This is a genomic window from Aureliella helgolandensis (assembly GCF_007752135.1).
Taxonomy (GTDB): domain Bacteria; phylum Planctomycetota; class Planctomycetia; order Pirellulales; family Pirellulaceae; genus Aureliella; species Aureliella helgolandensis.
The window spans coordinates 3,341,436-3,361,474 of record NZ_CP036298.1; the positions used below are offsets into that span (position 1 = coordinate 3,341,436).

General features: G+C 55.6%; 14 protein-coding genes. 6 read left to right on the forward strand and 8 right to left on the reverse strand.

Annotated features, from left to right (window positions below; genetic code table 11):
* Positions 1–21 precede the first annotated feature (21 nt).
* From Q31a_RS11920 to Q31a_RS11935, 4 genes are all read left to right on the forward strand, one after another.
* Positions 22–1,239 (forward strand): class I SAM-dependent methyltransferase, encoded by a 1,218-nt coding sequence (locus Q31a_RS11920; RefSeq protein ID WP_145077825.1) that lies wholly within the window; start codon positions 22–24, stop codon positions 1,237–1,239.
* Positions 1,240–1,449: 210 nt separating this feature from the next.
* Positions 1,450–1,749: a peptidylprolyl isomerase gene (locus tag Q31a_RS11925; RefSeq protein WP_261342721.1), complete on the forward strand. Its 300-nt coding sequence runs from the start codon at positions 1,450–1,452 to the stop codon at positions 1,747–1,749.
* 99 nt (positions 1,750–1,848) lie between these two features.
* Positions 1,849–2,442, forward strand: a complete 594-nt coding sequence (locus Q31a_RS11930; protein ID WP_145077829.1) for a thioredoxin family protein — start codon at positions 1,849–1,851, stop codon at positions 2,440–2,442.
* Between the two features lie 63 nt (positions 2,443–2,505).
* Positions 2,506–3,057: a dual specificity protein phosphatase family protein gene (locus Q31a_RS11935; protein WP_145077831.1), complete on the forward strand. Its 552-nt coding sequence runs from the start codon at positions 2,506–2,508 to the stop codon at positions 3,055–3,057.
* 36 nt (positions 3,058–3,093) lie between these two features.
* On the opposite strand, the gene Q31a_RS11940 is transcribed toward Q31a_RS11935, so the two are convergent.
* Complete coding sequence (locus tag Q31a_RS11940) at positions 3,094–5,166, reverse strand: protein kinase domain-containing protein (protein ID WP_197356766.1); 2,073 nt, start codon at positions 5,164–5,166, stop codon at positions 3,094–3,096.
* Between the two features lie 568 nt (positions 5,167–5,734).
* Positions 5,735–6,232 (reverse strand): hypothetical protein, encoded by a 498-nt coding sequence (locus tag Q31a_RS11945; RefSeq protein WP_145077836.1) that lies wholly within the window; start codon positions 6,230–6,232, stop codon positions 5,735–5,737.
* A 713-nt stretch (positions 6,233–6,945) separates the two neighbouring features.
* Between Q31a_RS11945 and Q31a_RS11950 the strand changes: the two genes are divergently transcribed.
* Both Q31a_RS11950 and Q31a_RS11955 read left to right on the forward strand, forming a co-directional pair.
* Positions 6,946–7,866, forward strand: a complete 921-nt coding sequence (locus Q31a_RS11950) for a DUF1559 domain-containing protein (protein ID WP_145077839.1) — start codon at positions 6,946–6,948, stop codon at positions 7,864–7,866.
* Between the two features lie 19 nt (positions 7,867–7,885).
* Positions 7,886–8,296 carry a hypothetical protein gene (locus Q31a_RS11955; RefSeq protein ID WP_145077841.1) on the forward strand — a complete coding sequence of 137 codons (411 nt, stop codon included), beginning with the start codon at positions 7,886–7,888 and terminating at the stop codon, positions 8,294–8,296.
* A gap of 254 nt (positions 8,297–8,550) precedes the next feature.
* Here Q31a_RS11955 and Q31a_RS11960 read toward each other — a convergent pair whose 3' ends face one another.
* The 6 genes from Q31a_RS11960 to Q31a_RS11985 all read right to left on the reverse strand — a co-directional run bounded on the left by Q31a_RS11960 (position 8,551) and on the right by Q31a_RS11985 (position 20,038).
* Positions 8,551–10,455: a Xaa-Pro dipeptidyl-peptidase gene (locus Q31a_RS11960; RefSeq protein ID WP_145077844.1), complete on the reverse strand. Its 1,905-nt coding sequence runs from the start codon at positions 10,453–10,455 to the stop codon at positions 8,551–8,553.
* Between the two features lie 537 nt (positions 10,456–10,992).
* Positions 10,993–11,925: an SH3 domain-containing protein gene (locus Q31a_RS11965; RefSeq protein WP_145077847.1), complete on the reverse strand. Its 933-nt coding sequence runs from the start codon at positions 11,923–11,925 to the stop codon at positions 10,993–10,995.
* Positions 11,926–13,836, reverse strand: a complete 1,911-nt coding sequence (locus Q31a_RS11970; RefSeq protein WP_145077849.1) for a BatD family protein — start codon at positions 13,834–13,836, stop codon at positions 11,926–11,928.
* A gap of 1 nt (position 13,837) precedes the next feature.
* Positions 13,838–17,986 carry a VWA domain-containing protein gene (locus Q31a_RS11975; RefSeq protein ID WP_145077851.1) on the reverse strand — a complete coding sequence of 1,383 codons (4,149 nt, stop codon included), beginning with the start codon at positions 17,984–17,986 and terminating at the stop codon, positions 13,838–13,840.
* Entirely contained in the window at positions 17,983–19,011 is a 1,029-nt protein-coding gene (locus tag Q31a_RS11980; protein ID WP_145077853.1) for a vWA domain-containing protein, read from the reverse strand. The genes Q31a_RS11975 and Q31a_RS11980 overlap by 4 nt, the downstream gene beginning before the upstream one ends.
* On the reverse strand, positions 19,004–20,038 hold the full coding sequence (locus Q31a_RS11985; RefSeq protein WP_145077855.1) for an LPXTG cell wall anchor domain-containing protein: 1,035 nt from the start codon (positions 20,036–20,038) through the stop codon (positions 19,004–19,006). The genes Q31a_RS11980 and Q31a_RS11985 overlap by 8 nt, the downstream gene beginning before the upstream one ends.
* Between the last annotated feature and the right edge of the window lies 1 nt (position 20,039).

Below are 20,039 nucleotides of genomic sequence, written 5' to 3' on the forward strand. Positions count from 1 at the left end.
GCCGTGATATAGTTCACTACCATGCCGAATCATCCCTTGTTTGAACAACTCGCTTTCGCTGCCGAAGTGCATGCGCGCCGTGAGCACCGGATTCCGAACCTCACGATCGAAGACGTTGAGGCTATTCTGGTGGCTGAGCGTGCGCGGGGCCAAGTAGAAAATCTGCAGGCTTTGATGCAGTGCTATGGAGCCTGGTTAGGCCAGCAGATCGTCAGCCTGGGGGGAGAATGGCGCGGGCTGGAAGAACCGGTTCCACCCCGTGTCTACTTTCGGGGGCGATACTATAGTCCATTGGATGAAATACAGCGTCGCTTGCTGCCGCAAGGGCAGGTGGGCGACTCCTTGGCGGAGCTCCTGCAACGGATGCAAAACACCGATAGCCATGAATCATCCGCTGCCACTGCCCAGCAACGCAATTTATTGGGCTGGCGTGAACTGGCGAAACGCCCCGAGTTCACGAATCGCTCGATGCCACTGCTCTCCATCGTGGAGGCAACGCTGCAGCTCGACCCCTGGGTTCGCGCCGAAGGCATTCAAGGAAAGCGAGTACTCTGTCTCGCCGCCGGAGGAGGAACTCACGCGGCCTTGCACGCCATGGCCGGTGCCAATGTGACTGTCGTTGACTTTGTGGAGGAATTGCTGGCGATCGACCGAGAGTTTGCTCAGCGGCATCGCTTGCCGATCGACACTTGTTGTACCACGATGGAGGATCTTTCTAGCTTAGAAGATCGGAGTTTTGATGTCGTCGTACAGCCGGTGAGTAGTTGTTATGTGTCGGATCTCCGTAGGGTTTATAGCGAGGTTGCACGGGTCATCAAACCGGCGGGCATGTATACCGTTCAGCACAAGTCGCCGGTTTCACTGCAGATGCAGAATCGTGGTGGGGCAGTCGGATACGAACTTGTGTCACCCGCGGCCATGGCCAACGATGTACCAACAGAGTTTGCAGTTGCAGAGTTTCCGGCAGCACAGATGCTGCGGCGTGATAGGTCCGGTGGTGATGAATCGGAACATGCCGTCAGTAGTGGCAATCGCGAAGCGGGGTGTGTTGAATTCGCGCATTCGCTAGAGAGCCTAGTGGGTGAGCTTTGCCGTAGCGGTTTTGTCCTAGAGGATCTCGTCGAACCGCTGAGAGCCGATTGGTGGGCGCCGCTGGATTCTGCCGCACATCGTGCCAACTTTGTTGCACCTTATCTGAAAGTCAAAGCGCGAAGAAGCGAGGCACGAGGTTCTCCATAATTGGATTTGCACTGGCAAAGGAGGGAGGGAGAGTCCGGACATCAGGAGCAGGTTTGCTGCCTGTGGGGTGGAGCAGATGAACTAGATAGGAGTGGAGGGCAGGGCAGGGGTATTAATTCGTGGGGTTTCCCGAAAGTACCCCTGTTGCCCTGGCGGATAGCGGTTTACAGTGGTTGGTCTCAAAACCTGAGGTGAATACTAATCCGTGAAATTAAGAAGGAGCCCAAGATGGCTACAGCGACCGCTCGCCACATCCTGGTGGATTCAGAAGAAAAGTGCAACGAATTGAAGGCTGAAATCGAAGCTGGCGCTGATTTTGCTGCCGTTGCCAAGCAACATTCGTCCTGTCCCTCGGGGCAATCCGGTGGAGACTTGGGAAAGTTTTCCAAGGGGCAAATGGTTAAAGAGTTTGATGATGTAGTATTCACCGACGAGCTGAATACAGTCCACGGCCCGGTAAAGACGCAGTTTGGTTTCCATCTGCTCGAAATCACTAGCCGAAACGATTAGTTTCCTGGGGCTGAAGCTGAGACGTCGACGCGCTGTGGATTTGAAGGCACAGCGCGTCTAACCCTGTCGCATTTCACTAACCGCCAAAGAGTCCATGTCATGGTTCGAACTGCAAGTACGATGCTGCCGCTTGGCACAGAAGCACCTGATTTTTCGCTCCCCGATTTCAACGGAAAGATCGTGACCCGCGATGATTTCCGTGGACAACAGGGACTCTTGGTGATGTTCATGTGCAATCATTGCCCGTACGTCAAGCATGTGGCTCCCGAGTTGGCGCGTCTGGCTGACGACTACCAGCCCAAAGGGGTCGGTGTTGTGGGGATCAGTAGCAACGACGTAGTGGCCCACCCAGAAGATTCCCCCGAAATGATGAAACAGGAAGCTGCGGACCGCGGGTACTCTTTTCCCTATTTGTACGACGAATCCCAGTCCGTGGCACAGGCTTATCACGCTGCATGCACTCCGGATTTCTATCTATTTGACGGTGACCTTCGGTTGATTTACCGTGGGCAACTCGACGATTCACGCCCCAAGCAAGGTAGCCAACCTACGGGGCATGACTTGCGCGCTGCCCTCGATGCCTTGTTAGCTGGCAAGCCGGTACCGGAACCACAAAAACCAAGTATTGGTTGCAACATCAAGTGGAAATCTGGGGCCGAGCCGGGTTACTTCGATGCTTCCGGAACGGCCTGATTGGAACGACGCCTTCGCATGATTGGCTGCTTCTAAATTCGACGGCTCAAAGGACTGGGACGAATGCAACGCTGGGTCGCACACGCAATCTTTTTTCCGACGCTCGCTTACAACTACCTGTTGGGGCGCGTGTTGCGGACACGCCAGTGGTGGAATCACGTTGATCCTCAAGTCATCCTTGGAGCTCGGCCGTTCCCCAGTGATGCTAAAAAGCTCCAAGCTTTGGGGGTGACTGGCGTCGTCAACATGTGTGAGGAGTACGCCGGGCCACGTGAGCAATATGCGCAGTGTGGTATTGAGCAGTTGTGGCTTCCCACCGTCGATTTCAATCACCCGTCGCGCGAGTTTGTCGAGCAAGGCGCCGCCTTTATCGAACAGCATGTCAAGCAGCAGGGAACGGTGTACGTGCATTGCAAAGCGGGCAGGGCGCGGAGTGCAACGATTGTTTTGTGGTGGTTGGTGAAGTATCGAGGCCTTTCGCTGGAGGCGGCGCAGCAGCAAATGCTCGATGCCCGGCCGCATGTCAATCCACACATCGCGCAACGACCAGTGATCCAAGAGCTGTACCGCGATTTGCAAGCCGCCACGACGCAATTGCCCAATGAGTCAGCGTAGTGTTCCTTGAGGCACGGCAAAACGCACGATTTCCGACTACCACTTCGAAATCAGTTGGATATCGGGTGGTAGCTTCTCTCGAAGCTTCGCGAAATCTAAGTCTTTGTTGTCACGAACATAGATACGGGTTAATTCGGGCAGAGCACTCAAGGAAAGAATGCCCGCATCGGAGATGCGGCAGCTATCGAGGAACAGAGTGTGGAGCGATTCACAATTCTCAAGTTTCGCGAGTGCGTTGTCGTTGATTCCGGTGCAACCACTGAGTCCTATTTCGATCAAGTCGCACTTCTCAACAATCGCAGATAGCGTGGACTCATCGACGCCAGTGCCACCGAGATGCAAGTACTGCAAAAGTGGCAATTCTGCTAGCCGACTCAACGCAGCGGCGGAGAGCGCTGTGTTGTTGTTGAGCACTAAGCCACTCAGGCTTCGGCATCGCATCAAAGAGTCAATTGCCTGATCTGTTAAAGACGTACCCTGGAGCGTAATCTCAGCAAGTTGTCCGAACTGACAGAGAGCCGCGACTTTTCGGTCGTCGATTTGTGAGCCAGTAAGGAAGATCACTTCAATCTTCTGACGGGTTGCGAGTCTGGCAAAGTCAGCTTCACTCAGATCTGTTTGGCCTAGGGAGAGATGGTTAACCTTGGGGGGAAGGCTCATCAGCCCCTCGATGCTAACCTGGGTGTTCTGCAAGAATGCTACCGTTAGCTCAGGAAAGACGCTCAAGGACTTGAGGTCTTCATCAGTGACTTGAGAATCATTCAAGTAGAGAACCAATTCGTCCGCGTACTCCCGAGCCAAGGATCCGCCCAGCTCCGAAATCCTTCGTCGGACACGCTCTTGTTGGATAGCCAGTGAAGAAGCTGGTGTAGTCATCGTCAACTCGGTGGGCGACTGCGCAGGCGGCATTGGAGGAGCGGTGTGACCTGCAGGCAATGCGTTGCTAGGTTGGCCGACGAGTTGCGCCGGCGGCACTGAGGACGGCATCATGTTAGCGAGAATCAATAGGCTGCATGGGATCGCGACCAACAGGGCGAGCTTCAAACCATAGTGTTTGGATGGGGTAGGGCCCTCTGCGGGGCCCGAGTTTGGAGCCCAGGCGGTAGTTTCAAGGATGCAGCGCGCGGCCGCGGCAATCTCCCCTGCGGATTGGTAGCGCGCGGATGGGGCCAGTTCTAAGCATTTCCGGCAGATCGCTTCCAGCCCATCTGCTTGTGGCGTCTTTCCATCAAGATTCGGAAATGGGTGCTTGTCTGCTTGGCGAGTTGTCTGCGAGTCGGTGCTGCGGAGTGGGACGTGAACGCCCGTCAGCATCGCATACAACACCGCTCCAATACCATACACGTCGGAGGTAACGTTGATCGCCCCTTTGACGAGGCCCTCCTGCTCCGGTGACATAAATCCAGGAGTCCCGACAATCTGTGTGGTCTCTTCAGAAATTGTTTCGCTCATTGAACGTGAAATGCCGAAATCGGCCAATTTTGCATTGAGCTGGTCGTCGAGCAGGATATTGTTCGGTTTGATATCTAGGTGCAGTATGTTGTGAGAATGGAGCGCTTCACATCCACTCGCAATCTGCTCGAGCAGCGTAGCAATCATTTGAGGTTGAAGCGGGGAGCGATTGATTCGGTTGCTAAGGCTTCCGCCACCGAGCCACTCAAAGACGATGTATTCAAAGGCCTCGGTGCGGTCGGCATCGAGTATTTGAATCACATGGGGGTGGCTGATGCGGGCAACCAAACGCGATTCTCGCTGCCAATGTCGGAGATTTACTGTTGTTGCATGCTTGGGGGCCAAGACTTTGATGGCAACGATCCGCCCCGTGGTTGAGTGCTGCCCTCGGTAGACGATGCCTGCCGAACCGCGCCCGACCTGCTCAAAAATTTCGTACTTTCCTAGCGTTTGGCCGGTTAGAGCGTCGGCGGAATCTGGAAAGCTCCCCGTGTCCTGAGTGGTTACCGCGGCGCGCTGAGAAAGTGGGAGTTGCCAGTCCACTAAACGCTGACTGCATTTTCGGCAATTCGCGACATGCTCTGTAATTTGATGGCGATTTTTAAGGACACGTGGGCTGGCCCAAGCTTGGAGCGTATCGATGGAAGGACAAGGCATGCTGAAATCGTTCACCACTGCTGGCTTGGGGCTGCCCAACGCGGGCAATCGCATTCTGAGCTACGCCTCACACTGCTTGCAAGCAAGGCGGCGTCGCCCGTCGACCTAGGAGAGTCTAACCTAAGTTCGAACGAGAGAGAAACTAACTAAAGAGCTGTTAATTATGCATGGTTCTGATGGTAAAACGCAAGTCTCCCATGGAAAGAGTCTGGTAAGAGGAGAAGAATGGTGACGCCCATATTCCATTGGCAGGACTGTGAACTCCCATGGGGGGTGAAAACCGACAATGGTCGCACATTGATTACCGCGAAACGACGCGAACTCCCCCGGCAACAGCGCGCCGCGGGTCTGCAATCCAGCACTCAAAGGGGGCACGGTTTGTGGCCGGCGGCTCCCGCTGCGACTCTTGGCTGCCCGCCACACCCCACGCAAGTAAGGCAAGCAGTGCCACCTAGGCTGTCTCACATTTCTCACATGCAAGGATGCCAGACGATGGATTCGCGAAGTGCAATCGTGTCGGCCGCTGAAATCGCAAGCATCTAAGGGCTGGCTGTCCGCATCGCGAAGGCTAGAGAGGACCTTGTGGCCGACTGCCTAGGCTGTCACAAACCACCATGAAAACGAGGCAGCCGATCATCATTGGCAATCCAAAGAGACTCGCCGCACCTGCGAACTGAATCAGTCCGACGGGCCAGGGAGTATCGGCACCTAACATGAAAATAGTGCCTATCGAGAGAGTGAATGTCAGGATAGACGCGAGTAGCATCAGCCCGATGGGGCGGCGGAAGAGTTTATCGACAGCTGGAGCAATGCAAAATCCCACGAAGAGACCAAAAGGAATGCACAGCGTTAATGCTAATAAGAAGGCAGCTTGCATCTCCGTCGGATCCCTGGGTGGGCCCAATGCCAAAGCTACGACGACCGTCAAAATAACATCCCAAGCGAGTAGTAGGGCTGTCGTTGCAAAAGTGGAAGCAGCGTTGGCAAGTCGTCGTGAGCGTTGCAGTGAACCTCCATCGGACGGCAGTTTCTGAGCTGGTTGCATGGTGGAAGACAACAATGTCACGAAGAAAGGGCCTCGGGTTCTATCCGTTACGTAGTGACATGCATTGTAGCTAACCGGCCCAAGTGCATTGAAGGCGTCAACCGCCATAAGCGGAGATTCACCGTTTGCCTTCCTTAGGAGGAGATAGTTTCCAACAAGCTGGGGCTACGGATTGCTAGGTAACCCTCGCGTGTGGATGCCCTCAGGCTGGTCGCTTTTGCAAGCCTGCCTTGTTACCCAAAACAACCGAAATTGCCCGTTACTCGCTCCAAAATAATTCCAAAAATTTTGTTAGCTATTTTGAGAGCGGCCTAATGCAGCGCTGCCGCTGTAACGCGAGCACTCAGAACCGCTGCACAAAAAGTGCATCACTGTCGCTCGGTCGGCCAGTGCGAAAAGATCCTTTTCGAGAATTGGCATGTGAGTGATAGCGGCGTAGCTGCAGTTACGGGGCGACATGGCAAAATTCTTACCCCTAGCGGCCACCGGCTCTACCATACCCCACGCGACTTAACCAGGACTGTGCTCCCATAGCGACGGCGAGTTTGCATGGAGTTGCACCTATTAGGTGGCTCACGTGTTTGCCGTTTAGTTGAGTGTTGGCTTATAACTCTCAAGTGGTGGTTTTGCGTGCGTCTTGAGAGTCCCGTGTTGCGTTCGCAAATTGACATGCAAATTTGGCGAGACTAGATTCGATTCGGTTTGTTATTTCATTCACGCGAAGGATACAGTTCATGAAGCGTAAGACGAGCAGGAACGACGGCTTTACACTTGTAGAGTTGTTAGTGGTGATCGCCATCATAGGAATACTGGTTGGCTTGCTATTGCCAGCCGTACAGGCAGCACGCGAGGCCGCCAGGAGGATCCAGTGTTCGAACAACCTGAAGCAGCTGGGGTTGGCCTTGCACAACTACCACGACACGCATCGAAAATTCCCGTATGGCTATTTCGATCAGGATACCTACCATCGACGCGACACTTGGATGCAGCAAACGCTGCCCTTTATCGAGCAGACGGCCTTCTACAATCAGTATCAAAACTGGACAGGACAGTGGGTGATGGACACGCCTGTTGAATTGAAAGATGCGACGTTGCCCGGGTTTGTTTGTCCATCGGACGGAGAGTCACCTGGTAAGGGTGGTGGTGGAGGTTTGCGATCGGGCGGCGAGGGTTTTCAGGGGAACTATGTTGTTTGCTCCGGTAGCACGCAGATGACCCGGCCCATGACCAATCTGAACGGTATCTTCTACAACAATTCGAAGAGCGATATGGGAGACATTTCAGACGGAACGTCCAATACCCTGCTGGTTGGCGAGAGTTTGGTCCGCCCAGGTACGGGAGGCTGGGGCGGAGCTGGTGGCTATTGGGGAGGTGGACCTCACGGAGCATTCGGTTTCACCGCACTGGAGCCACCCAACACGACCATCCCGGATCAGGTTTACACCTGTAAAACTGAACTCTATCCGCACGCACCTTGTATTCCCGTAGGTGGCGCGGCCGAGATCCAGAACTTTGCGCGGAGCCAACACACCGGAGGTGCTCAATTTGGGTTGGCGGACGGTTCGGTGAACTTCATGTCGCAATCGGTTGATGTTCTCATCTATCGCGCTCTGGGCACGCGAAACGGTGGAGAAGTAGCTCAGTTGCCTCAATAGTTTTTAGGAAGGGACTCAAATGATGTTTACGTCAATGTTATTTCGTTCGTTGCTCGTGGTTAGTTTAGCGGGATTGGTCGTTCCACTGGCCGGTTGCGGTGGAGATGCCCTTGGTCGAATTCCTGTTGAAGGGACGGTCAGCTTTAATGGGCAACCGCTGACTATCGGCAATATTACCTTTCGTCCTACGGACAAGTCGTTGCAAAGCGAAGCGCTCGATGTGCGCGAAGGCAAATTTGTTGGGACGCTTATTCCGGGGGCAAAGCAAGTTGAGATCCGTGGATATGAGATGGTGACTCCCAAGTTACCCGCAAATTCGCCCGAAGCGGGATCCACGTTCAAGAAGCAGGTGCTACCTGCAAAGTTCAATGACAAGTCTGTGTTGACTGCAGATGTGAGTGCGGCAACTCCACTGACGTTTGATCTGTAGGCGATCTTCAGCAGTACGATTCGTAAACGTTCGTGGTAGATTCGATTCCAATGATCGAATAATGCAATTCAAAATAGTGAGTCAGTTATGGACGGATTCGATTGCCAGGCCTAGGCTGGCGAAAAATCTGGCTCTACTATTTCTGAACCGAATCCTCCAAGGCTAAGGGACTCTTAGCCTTGGAGGAAAATCAAGGGGCTGGCTTGGAACACTTGCATTTAGCCGGTGCCAATGGTGAAACGTAGCGTTCTGGGCTAAGGTTGCTGCTCAGCGTCTGCCGTAAACGCCTCTTCTACTGCCTGCTTGCCTCCGACGATCGGTAACAGGAGCTGTGTACCATCGAGGTCGACGGTTACTTGAGTGCCTGGCTTGGGATGCAGCGTAAAGTCCCTATCGCTAGAGAAAATCAGCAAGCCAATCTGTTGGCCCTTGGGGATGATTTGATCGTCTGGCTGGAGATCGAATGAGACTTCGTAGAAGGTGCCAGGGAAAAGGGGAGCTCCCTCGGTGATCGAACGGTGGTTTTGAGGATCAGCCCAGCCACGGGTAATAATATTGTCGGTGATTTTGGCTTGGCGGCTGCTATTCCAAGGAAGTGAAACCAACCATACCGAGAGGTTTGCTGCGGTGCGATCACTCGACAATTTGACCGTAATCCGCGGAGTACCCGAGATGTGGACCTCTTTTTCGAGAGGGGGAGTGGTGAACAGCAAGCGGTGTTCCGTCCAGTCTGCTTGAGCGAGAGCGTCCCCTGCAAACGAGTAGTTATCCACTAGTGTTTCAACGCCTTGCACTGGGAGGTTTTCCGTGGTCAAGCCACCCACTCCAGGAGCACCAGCTCGCAGATGCCAAGTGACTGGCTGAGCAAGCGGATTGGGGTAGTCTTCGTACGAGGTAGGGGCGTCTGGCTTGTCTCCTTCACGCACGATCCAGGCTCGAGGATCTTGTTCGACGTTGTTTTCCACTCCATGAAGATAACGTGTGAACCAGCGATTCATGAGCTTCATGGGCGGCTCTCCTCCGTGGCCTGCTTGATGGTAGTAGATCTGGACTGGCACCCCTTTCTCTTTGAGTGCCTGCGAGATCCGATTGCTATGTTCGGGTACTACATTCCAATCGTTGAAGCCGTGTGCCATGAGAACGGCTGCTTTCAATGGGCCCAGGTCGTTGAGATAGTCTCGGCCCGCCCAAAAGTCGTTGTAGTCGCCAGATTCGCGGTCCATGCCCTCGAGCATTTCGCGATCACGTATTTCACAATCGCAGTACTCTCGACGGGTCGATGGATGGCTGTGGATGAAGTCGTATAAGTAATCGATGTCTTCTCCTAGGTAGCCACCGGGATGCCGCACCAGGCCGTTCGAACGGTAGTAATGGTAGTAGGATGTGTTCGGCGCAATTGGGATAATGGCCTCAAGCCCGTCGACTCCAGTCGTGGCGGCGGCGAGTGGCAATGTCCCGTTATAGGAGGTTCCGGTCATCCCTACTTTGCCAGTGGACCAATACGCTTCTACCGGCTCGCTTCCGTCTGGGGAGGTAAAACCCTTGGCTCGCCCATTCAACCAATCCACAACTGCTTTGGGAGCCAGCGACTCATTATCGCCGCCAACGGTGGGACAACCTTGACTCAAGCCGGTACCGGGGGAGGAGGAGTGGACCACGATAAAACCACGGGGAACCCAATCCGCTACGTGCGACTTGGAGATAATCGGTCGACGACTTTTCAGCTTCACCGGCGGAAAGTGCTCACGCGTTGGGGGAGGTGCATTCAGCTCTTGCTTCACATCCCAAAAGTACTGTTGGCCTGAGGCGCCAGTGCCCGCAAAATAGGGGCTCGTAACGTAGATGATCGGGAGTTTGAGTCCCTCTGTGTCGGTTTGCTGAGGGCGAGTTACGTCAACGTGCATGCGATCCAACTGGCCATCGGCGTCGGAATCAAACTCGGTCTCTACCCACAGATCATGCCGAATCCAAAAGTCGGGATCGGACATGGCTTCGACAATTTGAGCTTCACCATCTTTGAAGACGGGGCCCGTAGCGGGAGGCGAATCTGCCCAGGCTGGGCTATCCAAAAGAACCATGCTCAAGGTTAACGCGGTTACGAATTGCAAGGCTAAACCGCCTGCAGACCGGGAGCGGGAGTGAGGGAGAATTAAAGTCATCGGAAAAATCGCAGTAAGAGGGACGCATCGCGCAAGGATACCAAGCAGACTTAAATGACCATCATAATTGATTTTGGGAAGCGCGTCGGAAAGCTTGCTCGTGACTGTGCAGCAATTTCCCAAAGATAGACCAAGCCTTTCCGGTGGACAGTCGAAATTCACTTCTATCGCGTTGCCATGAGCGGAAGGCGACGGGGACCACTGCTGCCGCGCGCACAACGCCAGAAACTCTCCGGTTAGAAACTAGTTGGGGAGTCACGGCCCTGCTGCGGCCACTCGTCGAGCCTAGACCTAAATTGTGTAGTGGAGCCGTCGTCTAGGTTGTCGATTTACTGTTGGAACGATGCCTTTCTGAGTGCACCGGAAATCAGGATGACGCGCCCAATGGCCTGAGCGGTTTGAACTCATTGCTGGCGGCCGCTACGAAGTTTGGAGGAGCTAACGGAAGCTAACGAGTGGAGACGGGTGCGGCGAAATCGCTGAAGCGGTGTGAACAGGGCGCCGGACCTCAGAGGCCGGAGTTGGCCTAGTCGGTGTTTACTTAGGAGCTACCGCTAGCCGTTCCACTGCGGAGGACTGAATCCAGCCACTGCGTCCATCCACTTCAACTTCACACCACTGTGGGCGTTCGCTCAGCAGGCGAAGCTCAGCCCCATCGGGCAAGGTTTGGTTGATGCGCGGCGCTGAATTTGCGGAATCTGCAGACCGGAGAACCACTTCGTCGGCCACAACCACCACCGTGTCCTGAGCTGAGTTGGCGGGGGAAATCCAACTCGAAACGCTCCCCAAGCACCACAGCAGCAGCGGGAGCAGTGCGACCAAGGCCAGGCGGCGTGAACCTGTCCCAATCGCTACCGCCAGAATGAAGGCAGCAACTAGGAAACCGAGTGCGGCGATTGATGCAAGTTGTTGTTGGGAGAGCCATGAATTCCAGAAAAACAGCGTGTCGGTGAGCTGGCTATCGGGCTCGATCCGTATCCAGTCTGGCAGTGTTGAGCGTGCATGTTCCAGGTTCTGGCGAGCTTGAGTGTCGGCGGGCGTGCTTCCCAAAGCTCGTTGGAAGGCAACGATGGCTCGGCCAATTTGTTCCGATTGCAAGGCTGCGTTTCCGTGGGCGACCCATAAGTCAGCGGGAACTGGCGCAGACTCGCTTTGCAGAGCTTCGATGGCCTGACGAAACAGTAGTTCGGCGCGCGCAAACCTGGCCACTCGTTGAGATCGATCGGGACTCTCCATGGCTGCGTTGTACTCGGCAATACCTTGCTCAGCGATGGACTGCCCCGGTAAAAGCTCTGCTGCGGAGACGGACTCGAGGCTACTGGCCACGAATGTCAATAGAACGCTGAGCAGGGGGATGCACCAAGCCACGCAGGTTGCTCGAACCGAATAATGCGATTCCCTGGATGTGGGGCGTTGTTCTTCTGGCGAAGGGCGACTAACGGCGCAAACGCAGGTCAGGAGTGTTGTCATCTATTCGACTCCTTCCACGATTGCTTTGGCTGCCTGCCGAATGCGTTGCATTTCGTGTGTTTGGTTGGCGGAGTCGGGGGAGTAGGCAATCGTTTCACAATCTGCAATTAGCCGCTCGATTGGCACTCGGTTGCTGGGACTGGTGGTAGTCTGGAATTCGCGCAAGACACTGGCGATCGTTTGGGCAGCGAGAGCTGGTGGCTCATCCTCGGCAATCCGCAAGCGGCTACGCCACCGTTTCTGCAACTGCTTGCGTTCTACCAACTGGGGATCGCGGGTGGAGTTCCATCGCACCAGGATTGCGCCAGCTACCAGCCCTAGACCTGCCAGATAGAGCAGGGGGGGCGTCCAGCGAGCACTGAGGAAATTGCTGGAGCTTTGCAGCAATTGCAACGGGTCGTTGGGGATGGCTAGGTTGGCGCCAACGAGTGAGAGAGGTGCACCGCCGGATATCCGCGGTGCTCCCGGGTTCGACTCGGCTTCTTGAGCAGCGTCAGCGGCTTGGGGGGAGTGCGAGACAACATCAGCCGCAGAGACGATGTGCGCTGCTAAGGCTTGCAACGCAATCGGATTCGATCGAGTGGTCTCGTAGCGGGCCGCGTTGGGATTGAACCACGAGAATTCAATGGCTGGAATCTGTGCCACCGATTCCTCCTTGACGCGGACGTTGAGCTTGAACTGCTTAACATTGCTATTGAAACTGCCTGCTGGCAATTCACCAGGTAGTTGAAATTGTTGTTCATCCAACCCACATTTCGACAAATCGGGCAATCCGAGTTTTTCAATATTTCCGTTGCCTCGAAGTTTGAGATCCAATGCAATGGGGTCTCCTACGCGAACCACGGAGCGGTTGGCGGTGACTTGGAGTGAGAAACCGCTTCCCACTGCACCGGAAAAGCTCACGGGCCGGCCCTCCGTTGGAAGCGGCTTGATTGTCAGGCTGACCGGCGGCCCTGAAGCAATTGCAGGCTGTACGGCACCCGGCCGTGAGTCACCAAACATCCCACGCCGCCAGCGAACTACCTTTTCAGTGCGGCAACTTACGGGAATATCGGTGAACTCGCCGACTTGCTGAGGAATCATCGTCCGTTCAGCAGTGACAACGATAAAGTCCTTGCCATCCTCGGTGGCTTTGCTCACTTTGCCATCGACCGCGACGTCTCCTTGCTCGGTTGCGAAGGTGAGCGTTTGTCGTGATGTAGGCGTTTCCGGTTTGAACTCAAACTGGTCAAACAGCGGAGAACGGATGCGGAGATTATTAAACGCGTGATTGGCTCCTTCAACGCCGCCCGAAAATGCCCACCGCACCGTAACCGGTACTTCTTGCCCGACGTAAATGGGGTTGTCATCGATCGTAATGCTAATCTGCAAATCGGGATCTTCGGCCAATTCTGTAAACTCCACCTTGGGGCCAGTATGCGAAGTTGTTTTGCCATCTAGCTCAACTTCGAAGGGCCCCAGTTGAAATTCTCCCGCTGAGGAGGCAGTCAGTTGGAAGGTGAATGTGTAGGTCACCGACTCTTTACGTGAAACGGAACCATTGATGATTTGCATTTGCGAGTAGGAGCTGGTGTTAACCAGCGGCCCGGCGACTTGCAAGGGAGCGTCTGAAGGCCCCACATAGCGGCAGACGGGTTTGGCTGCACCCTCGACTCCACTGACTTGAACTTGAAACTCTATGGGGACACCTGCGAAGTAGGGAGCAGGCGTAACGCCAAGCTCAACAGATTGCGCACGAAGCTGCGTCGGGAAAGTAACCACCTCTGCGGCACAGAGCGCTGCACACATCACAAGCCCCTGCAGTAGCTTGTTGGGGATCGCGGTCGACCAACGGGCGGACGACGAACGATGCTCCCCAGCTGGACGCTGCGGACCTTGAAGGATGCTGCCGAATGTTGACTTCCTGCCCATACTACCAATCCTTATCCACACCGCCCGATCGGACCGTGTTGTGACGTTGTTTCTCAACCCTGCGTTGAGCTTCACGCTCTCGAATGGCTTGAAGCATTTGGCTCGAGTTCATGTTCTGTTGCTGTTGCGCGTCTCCGTCCGGTTGTGGTTTCTGCTGCTCCTGGTTTTCATCCTCACCTGACTGATTCTCCTCCGGTTGAGGAGGTGGCTCAGACTGTTGAGCCTGGTTGAGTAATTCCAAGGCGGCTAGGAGTTTTTCTAAGGCGATCGCCTGCTGTTCCAGTACCTGCTGCTCTTGGATTTGTTGCTCTTGGATTTGTTGCTCTTGGATTTGTTGCTCTTGGATTTGCGGGGAAGCGACAGCTGGGGGTTCCGCAGACGCGTCCTGGCGGCTCTCCTCGAGAGTGGTATCCGTGTTGGAGGGTGCGTCCGGTGTTTGGCGAGTCTCCGATTCGGGCAACTCGGACTCGGATTGGGACTCGAGATCAGGTTCCGACAGCTCGGACTCACTCTGAGGAGCTGCTGCCGCAGAGGTCGAATCTTTCGGCAGGGGCTGTGATTGGGGGACGAGCGATTGGGGGACGAGCGCATTCGCAGCCAGCTGCATTGCATGACTTCCTGCAGCGACCAGTTTTGCGGCTTCCACCAACGCTTCTGCCGATTGCTGGTCGGCTTCCGAGGGAGCTGGCGTGGAGGAGCCACTCGCCGCGGACGGTAGCGGGACGGATTGGCCCGCTTCACTGGCAGCCTGCCCCTCACGCTCCAGCTCTTCGGCAATCTGACTCGAAATTTGTTCCAGTATTCTTTGCCGATTCTGCAACGGTGCGCGTTGAGCCGTGTCCTGCATGCGGGGACTCTGGACCAACAAGTCTTCCGTGGCTTCTTTCAATTGAGCTTGTCGCTGGGTCGTATCCTTCAAGTGTTCGATGATCGTGAAGAAGAGTCGCCGCAGGTCCTCCAGTTTACTAACCGCAGAATCTGCAAACTGCGTATCCAGTGCTGAGCTGACGGACGCTTCAGCCTGATTCTCTGGTGCCACGCTCTCAGCGGATTCTTGCTCAACCATCGTTGGCTCTGGCTTAGCAGTGGTTTCCACCTCCGGCGTCGGTTCGGTCGCTTCCCCATCGGTCGCAGTTCGCTCTGGAGCGTCCGTGTCAGATGGCTCTGGCTTGGGCGAGTCGGATTCTGTGGTTTCCTGATCGGGGAGCTCAGGGGCGGCTGGCTCGGCTGGACTAGGAGCTGAGGTGTCCGGCGTTTCGGCAACACTGGGTGGGCCGGCCTCGAAAAGATCTGTTCGAGCCAGCTGGAGAGCCAACTGATCCATGTCTGCTTCGAGGGCCTTTAGCAATGCTTGCGCGGTTTCGAATCTCTCGCGTTGAGCGGTCAGATCTGGTGGGGCCGCTTCGTCACCGGGTGCTGCGGGGGGCGTCGAAGGAGAGCCAGCGGGGCTGGACGCTGAGGCGTCCGACTCTGCAGCGTCGAGTTTCAAAATCTCCTTAGCAAAAAGTTTAGCGAGCCTGTGGCTGCGCTCTAAATTCGTTTGTTGGATTTCTAGCAAGGACTCTTGCAGCGGGCGACGTTCTTCGCCAGGCATACTGCCCCCTGTCTTTAGACCAAGTTGCACTATGCGTTCGTCGGCATACATCGTTTCGATGAGACGTCGATAGTCGTCGAAGAACTCGGCGGCGGCACGCAACGCTTGGATCGCATCGGTTTGATGGCCCAGGGCCTTGGGGAAGTCTTGGCTAGCGAGAGAGACTTCGGCAGTAGCAAAGGCCTCCTGGGCTCTCTGGATTAGCGGTAGGGCTTGACGAATGCTGTCCAGCAGCGATTGGGCGTCGAGGTCGGCTGCTGCGTCAGATGCAGTAGCTTCGTCAGACTCATTCGGCGTTTCCGCTGGCACTGCGGCTTCTAGCATGGCATGCAATTCTTGGACGCGTTGCGTGGTCGCTACTTGCAGTTCTGTTAAGTATTCGTCGGTTAGCCACGTAAGGGCTGGCCCAGCTGCCGCCGTTTCTGGGGCAACAGTTGGTGCATCGGAAAGCGGTACCTGCGAATCCTCGGTCGCCAAATTTTCGAATAGCTCGGGGGTTGTCTGAGACGCCATTTGCTGCGTCAGTGTTGCCAACTCGAGAGAGTCGGCCGTCAGCACGCCAAGTATCTCGATCGGATTGCGCAATTGATCTCTAGCGCGACGGGCGTCCGTCAAGGCGGCAGACCAACGCAAAAAAGTGCGGTCGGCCTGAAGCCGGCGGGTAAAACTACGTGCGCGATTCATCCAGCTCAGGCTACTATCGACATAGCGCAAGGCGGCGGTGAGCTGTGCCATGCGGAGCCGTTTTTCAGCATCCTGCGGATCTTCAGACGCTGCAGAAGACGCGGTGTTCGGGGCTGCGGCCTTCGCATTGGCCAGTGCGTCCTGGGCTGCATCGATTTCTCGGCGGGCGTTTTCAGCGAGCCTTTCCATGTTGGAAATGGTTTGCCGTTGGCTGACGCCCAGCTTGCGAAACCGATCGCGGAGGCCTTCAACGGCCGAAGGTTGCGACGCGATTTGTTGAACGATTTCTTGCAGCACTAATTGATGCTCTCGCTGCGACGCGATAATTTGTTCTAGTTGTTGCGTGAAGTCCGTCGGGCTCTTCTGCGCGAGAGAATCGGTCAGCTCAAGGATGCGACGTGAGATGATCTCCAAATTGTGCCGAGCCGAATTGGCCTTGGGACGAATGCGGACGGCTTCCTGAAAACGACTGGCGGCCAATTGCAAGTGTTTGAGGGCTTGTTCGGGCTCTTCTTGCAATAGTGCATCCGCTCGATTGACCTCAACCCATCCCAAATTGTAGATGCTGCGATACCGCAATTCTCCATCGATGCCCGCGTCGTTACGGGCTTGGCCGAGCAGTTTAGCGGCGTTTTCAGGATCGCTGGCGAGCGAGCTTAGGGCGTCATTGTAAAGCTGCCGAGGCTGGACTGCGGTGGAAGTGGTTGAATCCAGTACGCGAGCCTCTGCGCCGTCCTGCCCGAGGAGCGGCAGGGAGGGGAGGCCTAGCAGGAGGACGATTGCACCACCCTGGCGCGCGGCGCGTGAGAGTCCCGGCGACTTCGGGGCGCGAGGGGGATTCGCTGTCGATCGTGGGGTGGTGGAGAGGTGGATGGTGGTCAGGAAGGAGGTGATCCAGCACAGGAAACCGAACAGGACGCACCACTGATAGGCTTCGTTGCGAATCGTCCGCCGTTCGGAATCGGTGCGTCCCTTCAAAAGTGTGGCGATATGCGCTTGGTAGATGGAATCGAGGTCTAGGGCTCCCGTGCCAGCGGGGATGTAAGCCCCTTCGGTTTCCAAGGCAATATCACGCAAGGTGTCGCCATCCAGACGACTGGTAACCGGTTGCCCGTGGACATCGGTGACGAAGGTTCGTACGCCCGTGGTTGGGTCGGTAATTTCGATTTTGCTGCCCGCCTCATCTCCAAAACCGATGCTCACTACTCGAACGCCCTTCTCTTTGGCTGCTTGAGCGGCATCGAGCGGAAAGGAATCGTGGTCTTCTCCGTCGGTGATCAACAGGATTAGACGATTGACATCCCCGGCATCACTAAAGCCATCCACGGCTTTTCGCAGTGCTTCGCCAATTTTTGTGCCACCCAAGCCGACCGAAGCTGGGCCGGTCTCGGCCAGAATAAGGCGGAGAAATCCAAAATCGGTGGTCAGGGGACACTGGACCGCAGCCTTGCCAGCGAAGGCAATTAAGCCGACTTGTTGCCCTGCATCCATGATTCCCAAGAGTGATTCAATTTCCGTTTTGGCCCGCTCTAGGCGATTGGGGACGACGTCCTCGGCTAACATTGATTTGCTAACGTCTAAGCAGATCATGATTTGCGAATCTACGCGCGTGGTGGCTTGCATCGTCATCCCCCATTGCGGACGCATCATTGCAAATACAAAGCACAGGAGCGCGAGGCAGAACAGGCCAATGCCGAGCAGACGCCGCGACAATGCTGGTTTTTGCACGAGTCGCAACTGCATGCGTGGGGACATAAATCGCTGCAGGATGGAATGGCCACGCAACTCAAGTCCGATGAGTAGGATGGCAAGGAAAGCAATGCCCCAGATCGCATGCAGCCACTCCAGGTTGGCAAATCGAAAGTGGTTCATGGTAACCTCCTAAACAACGTGCTGCCAACGACCGTCCCCAACGTGAGCAGTCCTATGGCGGCGGCGACGATCATTGGGAAGTGTTCGGTGTAGCGGAGATAGCGAATCTCACTCACTTCGGTGCGTTCCAAGCTATCGATTGCTTGATAGATTTCGGCCAAGGCATCGCGGTTTTCCGCCCGATAGTACTTGCCGCCGGTCAGCTCGGCGATCTCAGTCAACGTTTCCTCATCGATCTCAACGCGTTGGGGATACAGTTGGATGCGCCCGAGCATATCCGTGCCTGGCATCGGCGCCACGCCCGAGGAGCCCGTTCCGATGCAATAGACCTTGATATCGAACTCGGCCGCCAATTCAGCAGATTTCAAGGGTGGGAAAACCCCGGAGTTGTTGACTCCGTCGGTCAAGAGGATCACGATTTTGGATTGAGCCTCGCTGCGCCGCAATCGTTCCACGGCTAGTCCCAGTCCGTCTCCAACTGCGGTTCCATCCTCCGACTGTCGATCGACGATATGCAAGTCGTGCACGATGCTGGCAAGGTTGCTGTGGTCCAAGGTGAGTGGACAAATACTGTCGGCGTATCCGGCAAAGGTCACCAAGCCGATCAAGTCATTGGGACGACCTTCGCTGGCGACGCGCTCCCCGCCAAAGACAAAGTCGATGAACACATCTTTGACCACATCTAAGCGATTGATCGAACGGTCCTCCTCCACTAAATCTCGCGCATTCATCGACGAGGAGAGGTCGACAGCCATCATGATGGCAATACCATCTCGCGAAACCCTTGATTCATGTTCTGGCGTACGGGGCCGGGCAAGAGCCAGGACCAAGGCGACGGTTCCCAAGGCCATCAGCACCGCAGGTAACTTCGAGAAACGCTGCCGCAGAGACAACGGAGTCTGCGCAAAGAGGGTCAAAGACGAGTAGCTCATCGTTGACTTGGGACGTGTCGCCAGCCAGTACACCAAAATTGCCAATGGCAGCAGGGCCAAGAACCATGGATCCTTCAATTCCCAGTCAAGCATGTGCCACCTCCCGAATCTGAGGATTTAGTGGCGTCGATTCACTGGTCTCCTCTATAAACTGAAGTGCAAGTTGAATCGAATGCTGGACATCGGCTGGCGTCGCCCGAACGCCAGCAAATTTGACCACATCGGCCTGCTGCAAAAATTCGCTTAGAAGCGACTGGTGTGCTTTGGACAGCGAGCTTTCCGCAGCAGACAACTGCAGGAACTCATCGGTCGTCAACTCGGGAGCGCGGAGTTCGAAGCGATCTTCAAGATAGCGACGTACCACGCCAGATATCTCGACAAAGAATTGCTCAACAGAAAATTGCGGTTGATCTGACTGTTGATCCGAGATCAGCTGTTGCAACTTGGTTCGCGCGATCTCGTAGGCCGTCAGTCGCTTGACGCGCCGGCGTCGCTTGGAAAACCACAGGACCAACCCGCCTCCAGCCAGCAGGAGCGCCAAACCAGCGAGAGCGTAGAGCCACAGGGAGGCGGAGCTCGTCTCGGTTTGCAGTTCCAGGGCGCCCAAGGGTGGTTCTAGTTCGCTACTGGCGGAACTGGGAAGCACCGATTGGACCGTGAAGTCGATGCGTTCGGTCAAGACTTCATACGCATCAAAATCCTCGGGGGTGGGTTGTTGCCCAGGACGATTGTCCACGAACTCAACCAGAATCGAAGGGATGGATTGAGGGCCGGAAGCAATCGGTTGCAGCGTATAGCGCTGGGTGGCCAGCGTCTTACCATCGGCGGTGATCTTCTGTCGTGGTACGAAATCCAAGATGGTGTAGCGGTCGAGCGCCTCGCTGAACTCCGGCATGAGCAATTCGACAGCTTCTTCCGCAGCGACTTCGATCTCAAAGACGATTTCGTCTCCGATCGTTGGCTCTGCGGGGGTCAACCTAGCTGTGACGGTGACGGGGCCCACGGTCGTCGTGTTCTCGATATCTGCCGCTCGGGAGAGCGAGCAACACGCCAACGCCAGCCCAAGGGCACTTAATAGCGCTGTTGCGAACGGAAAGCGAAGAAGGTTCGGTCGTGGCATC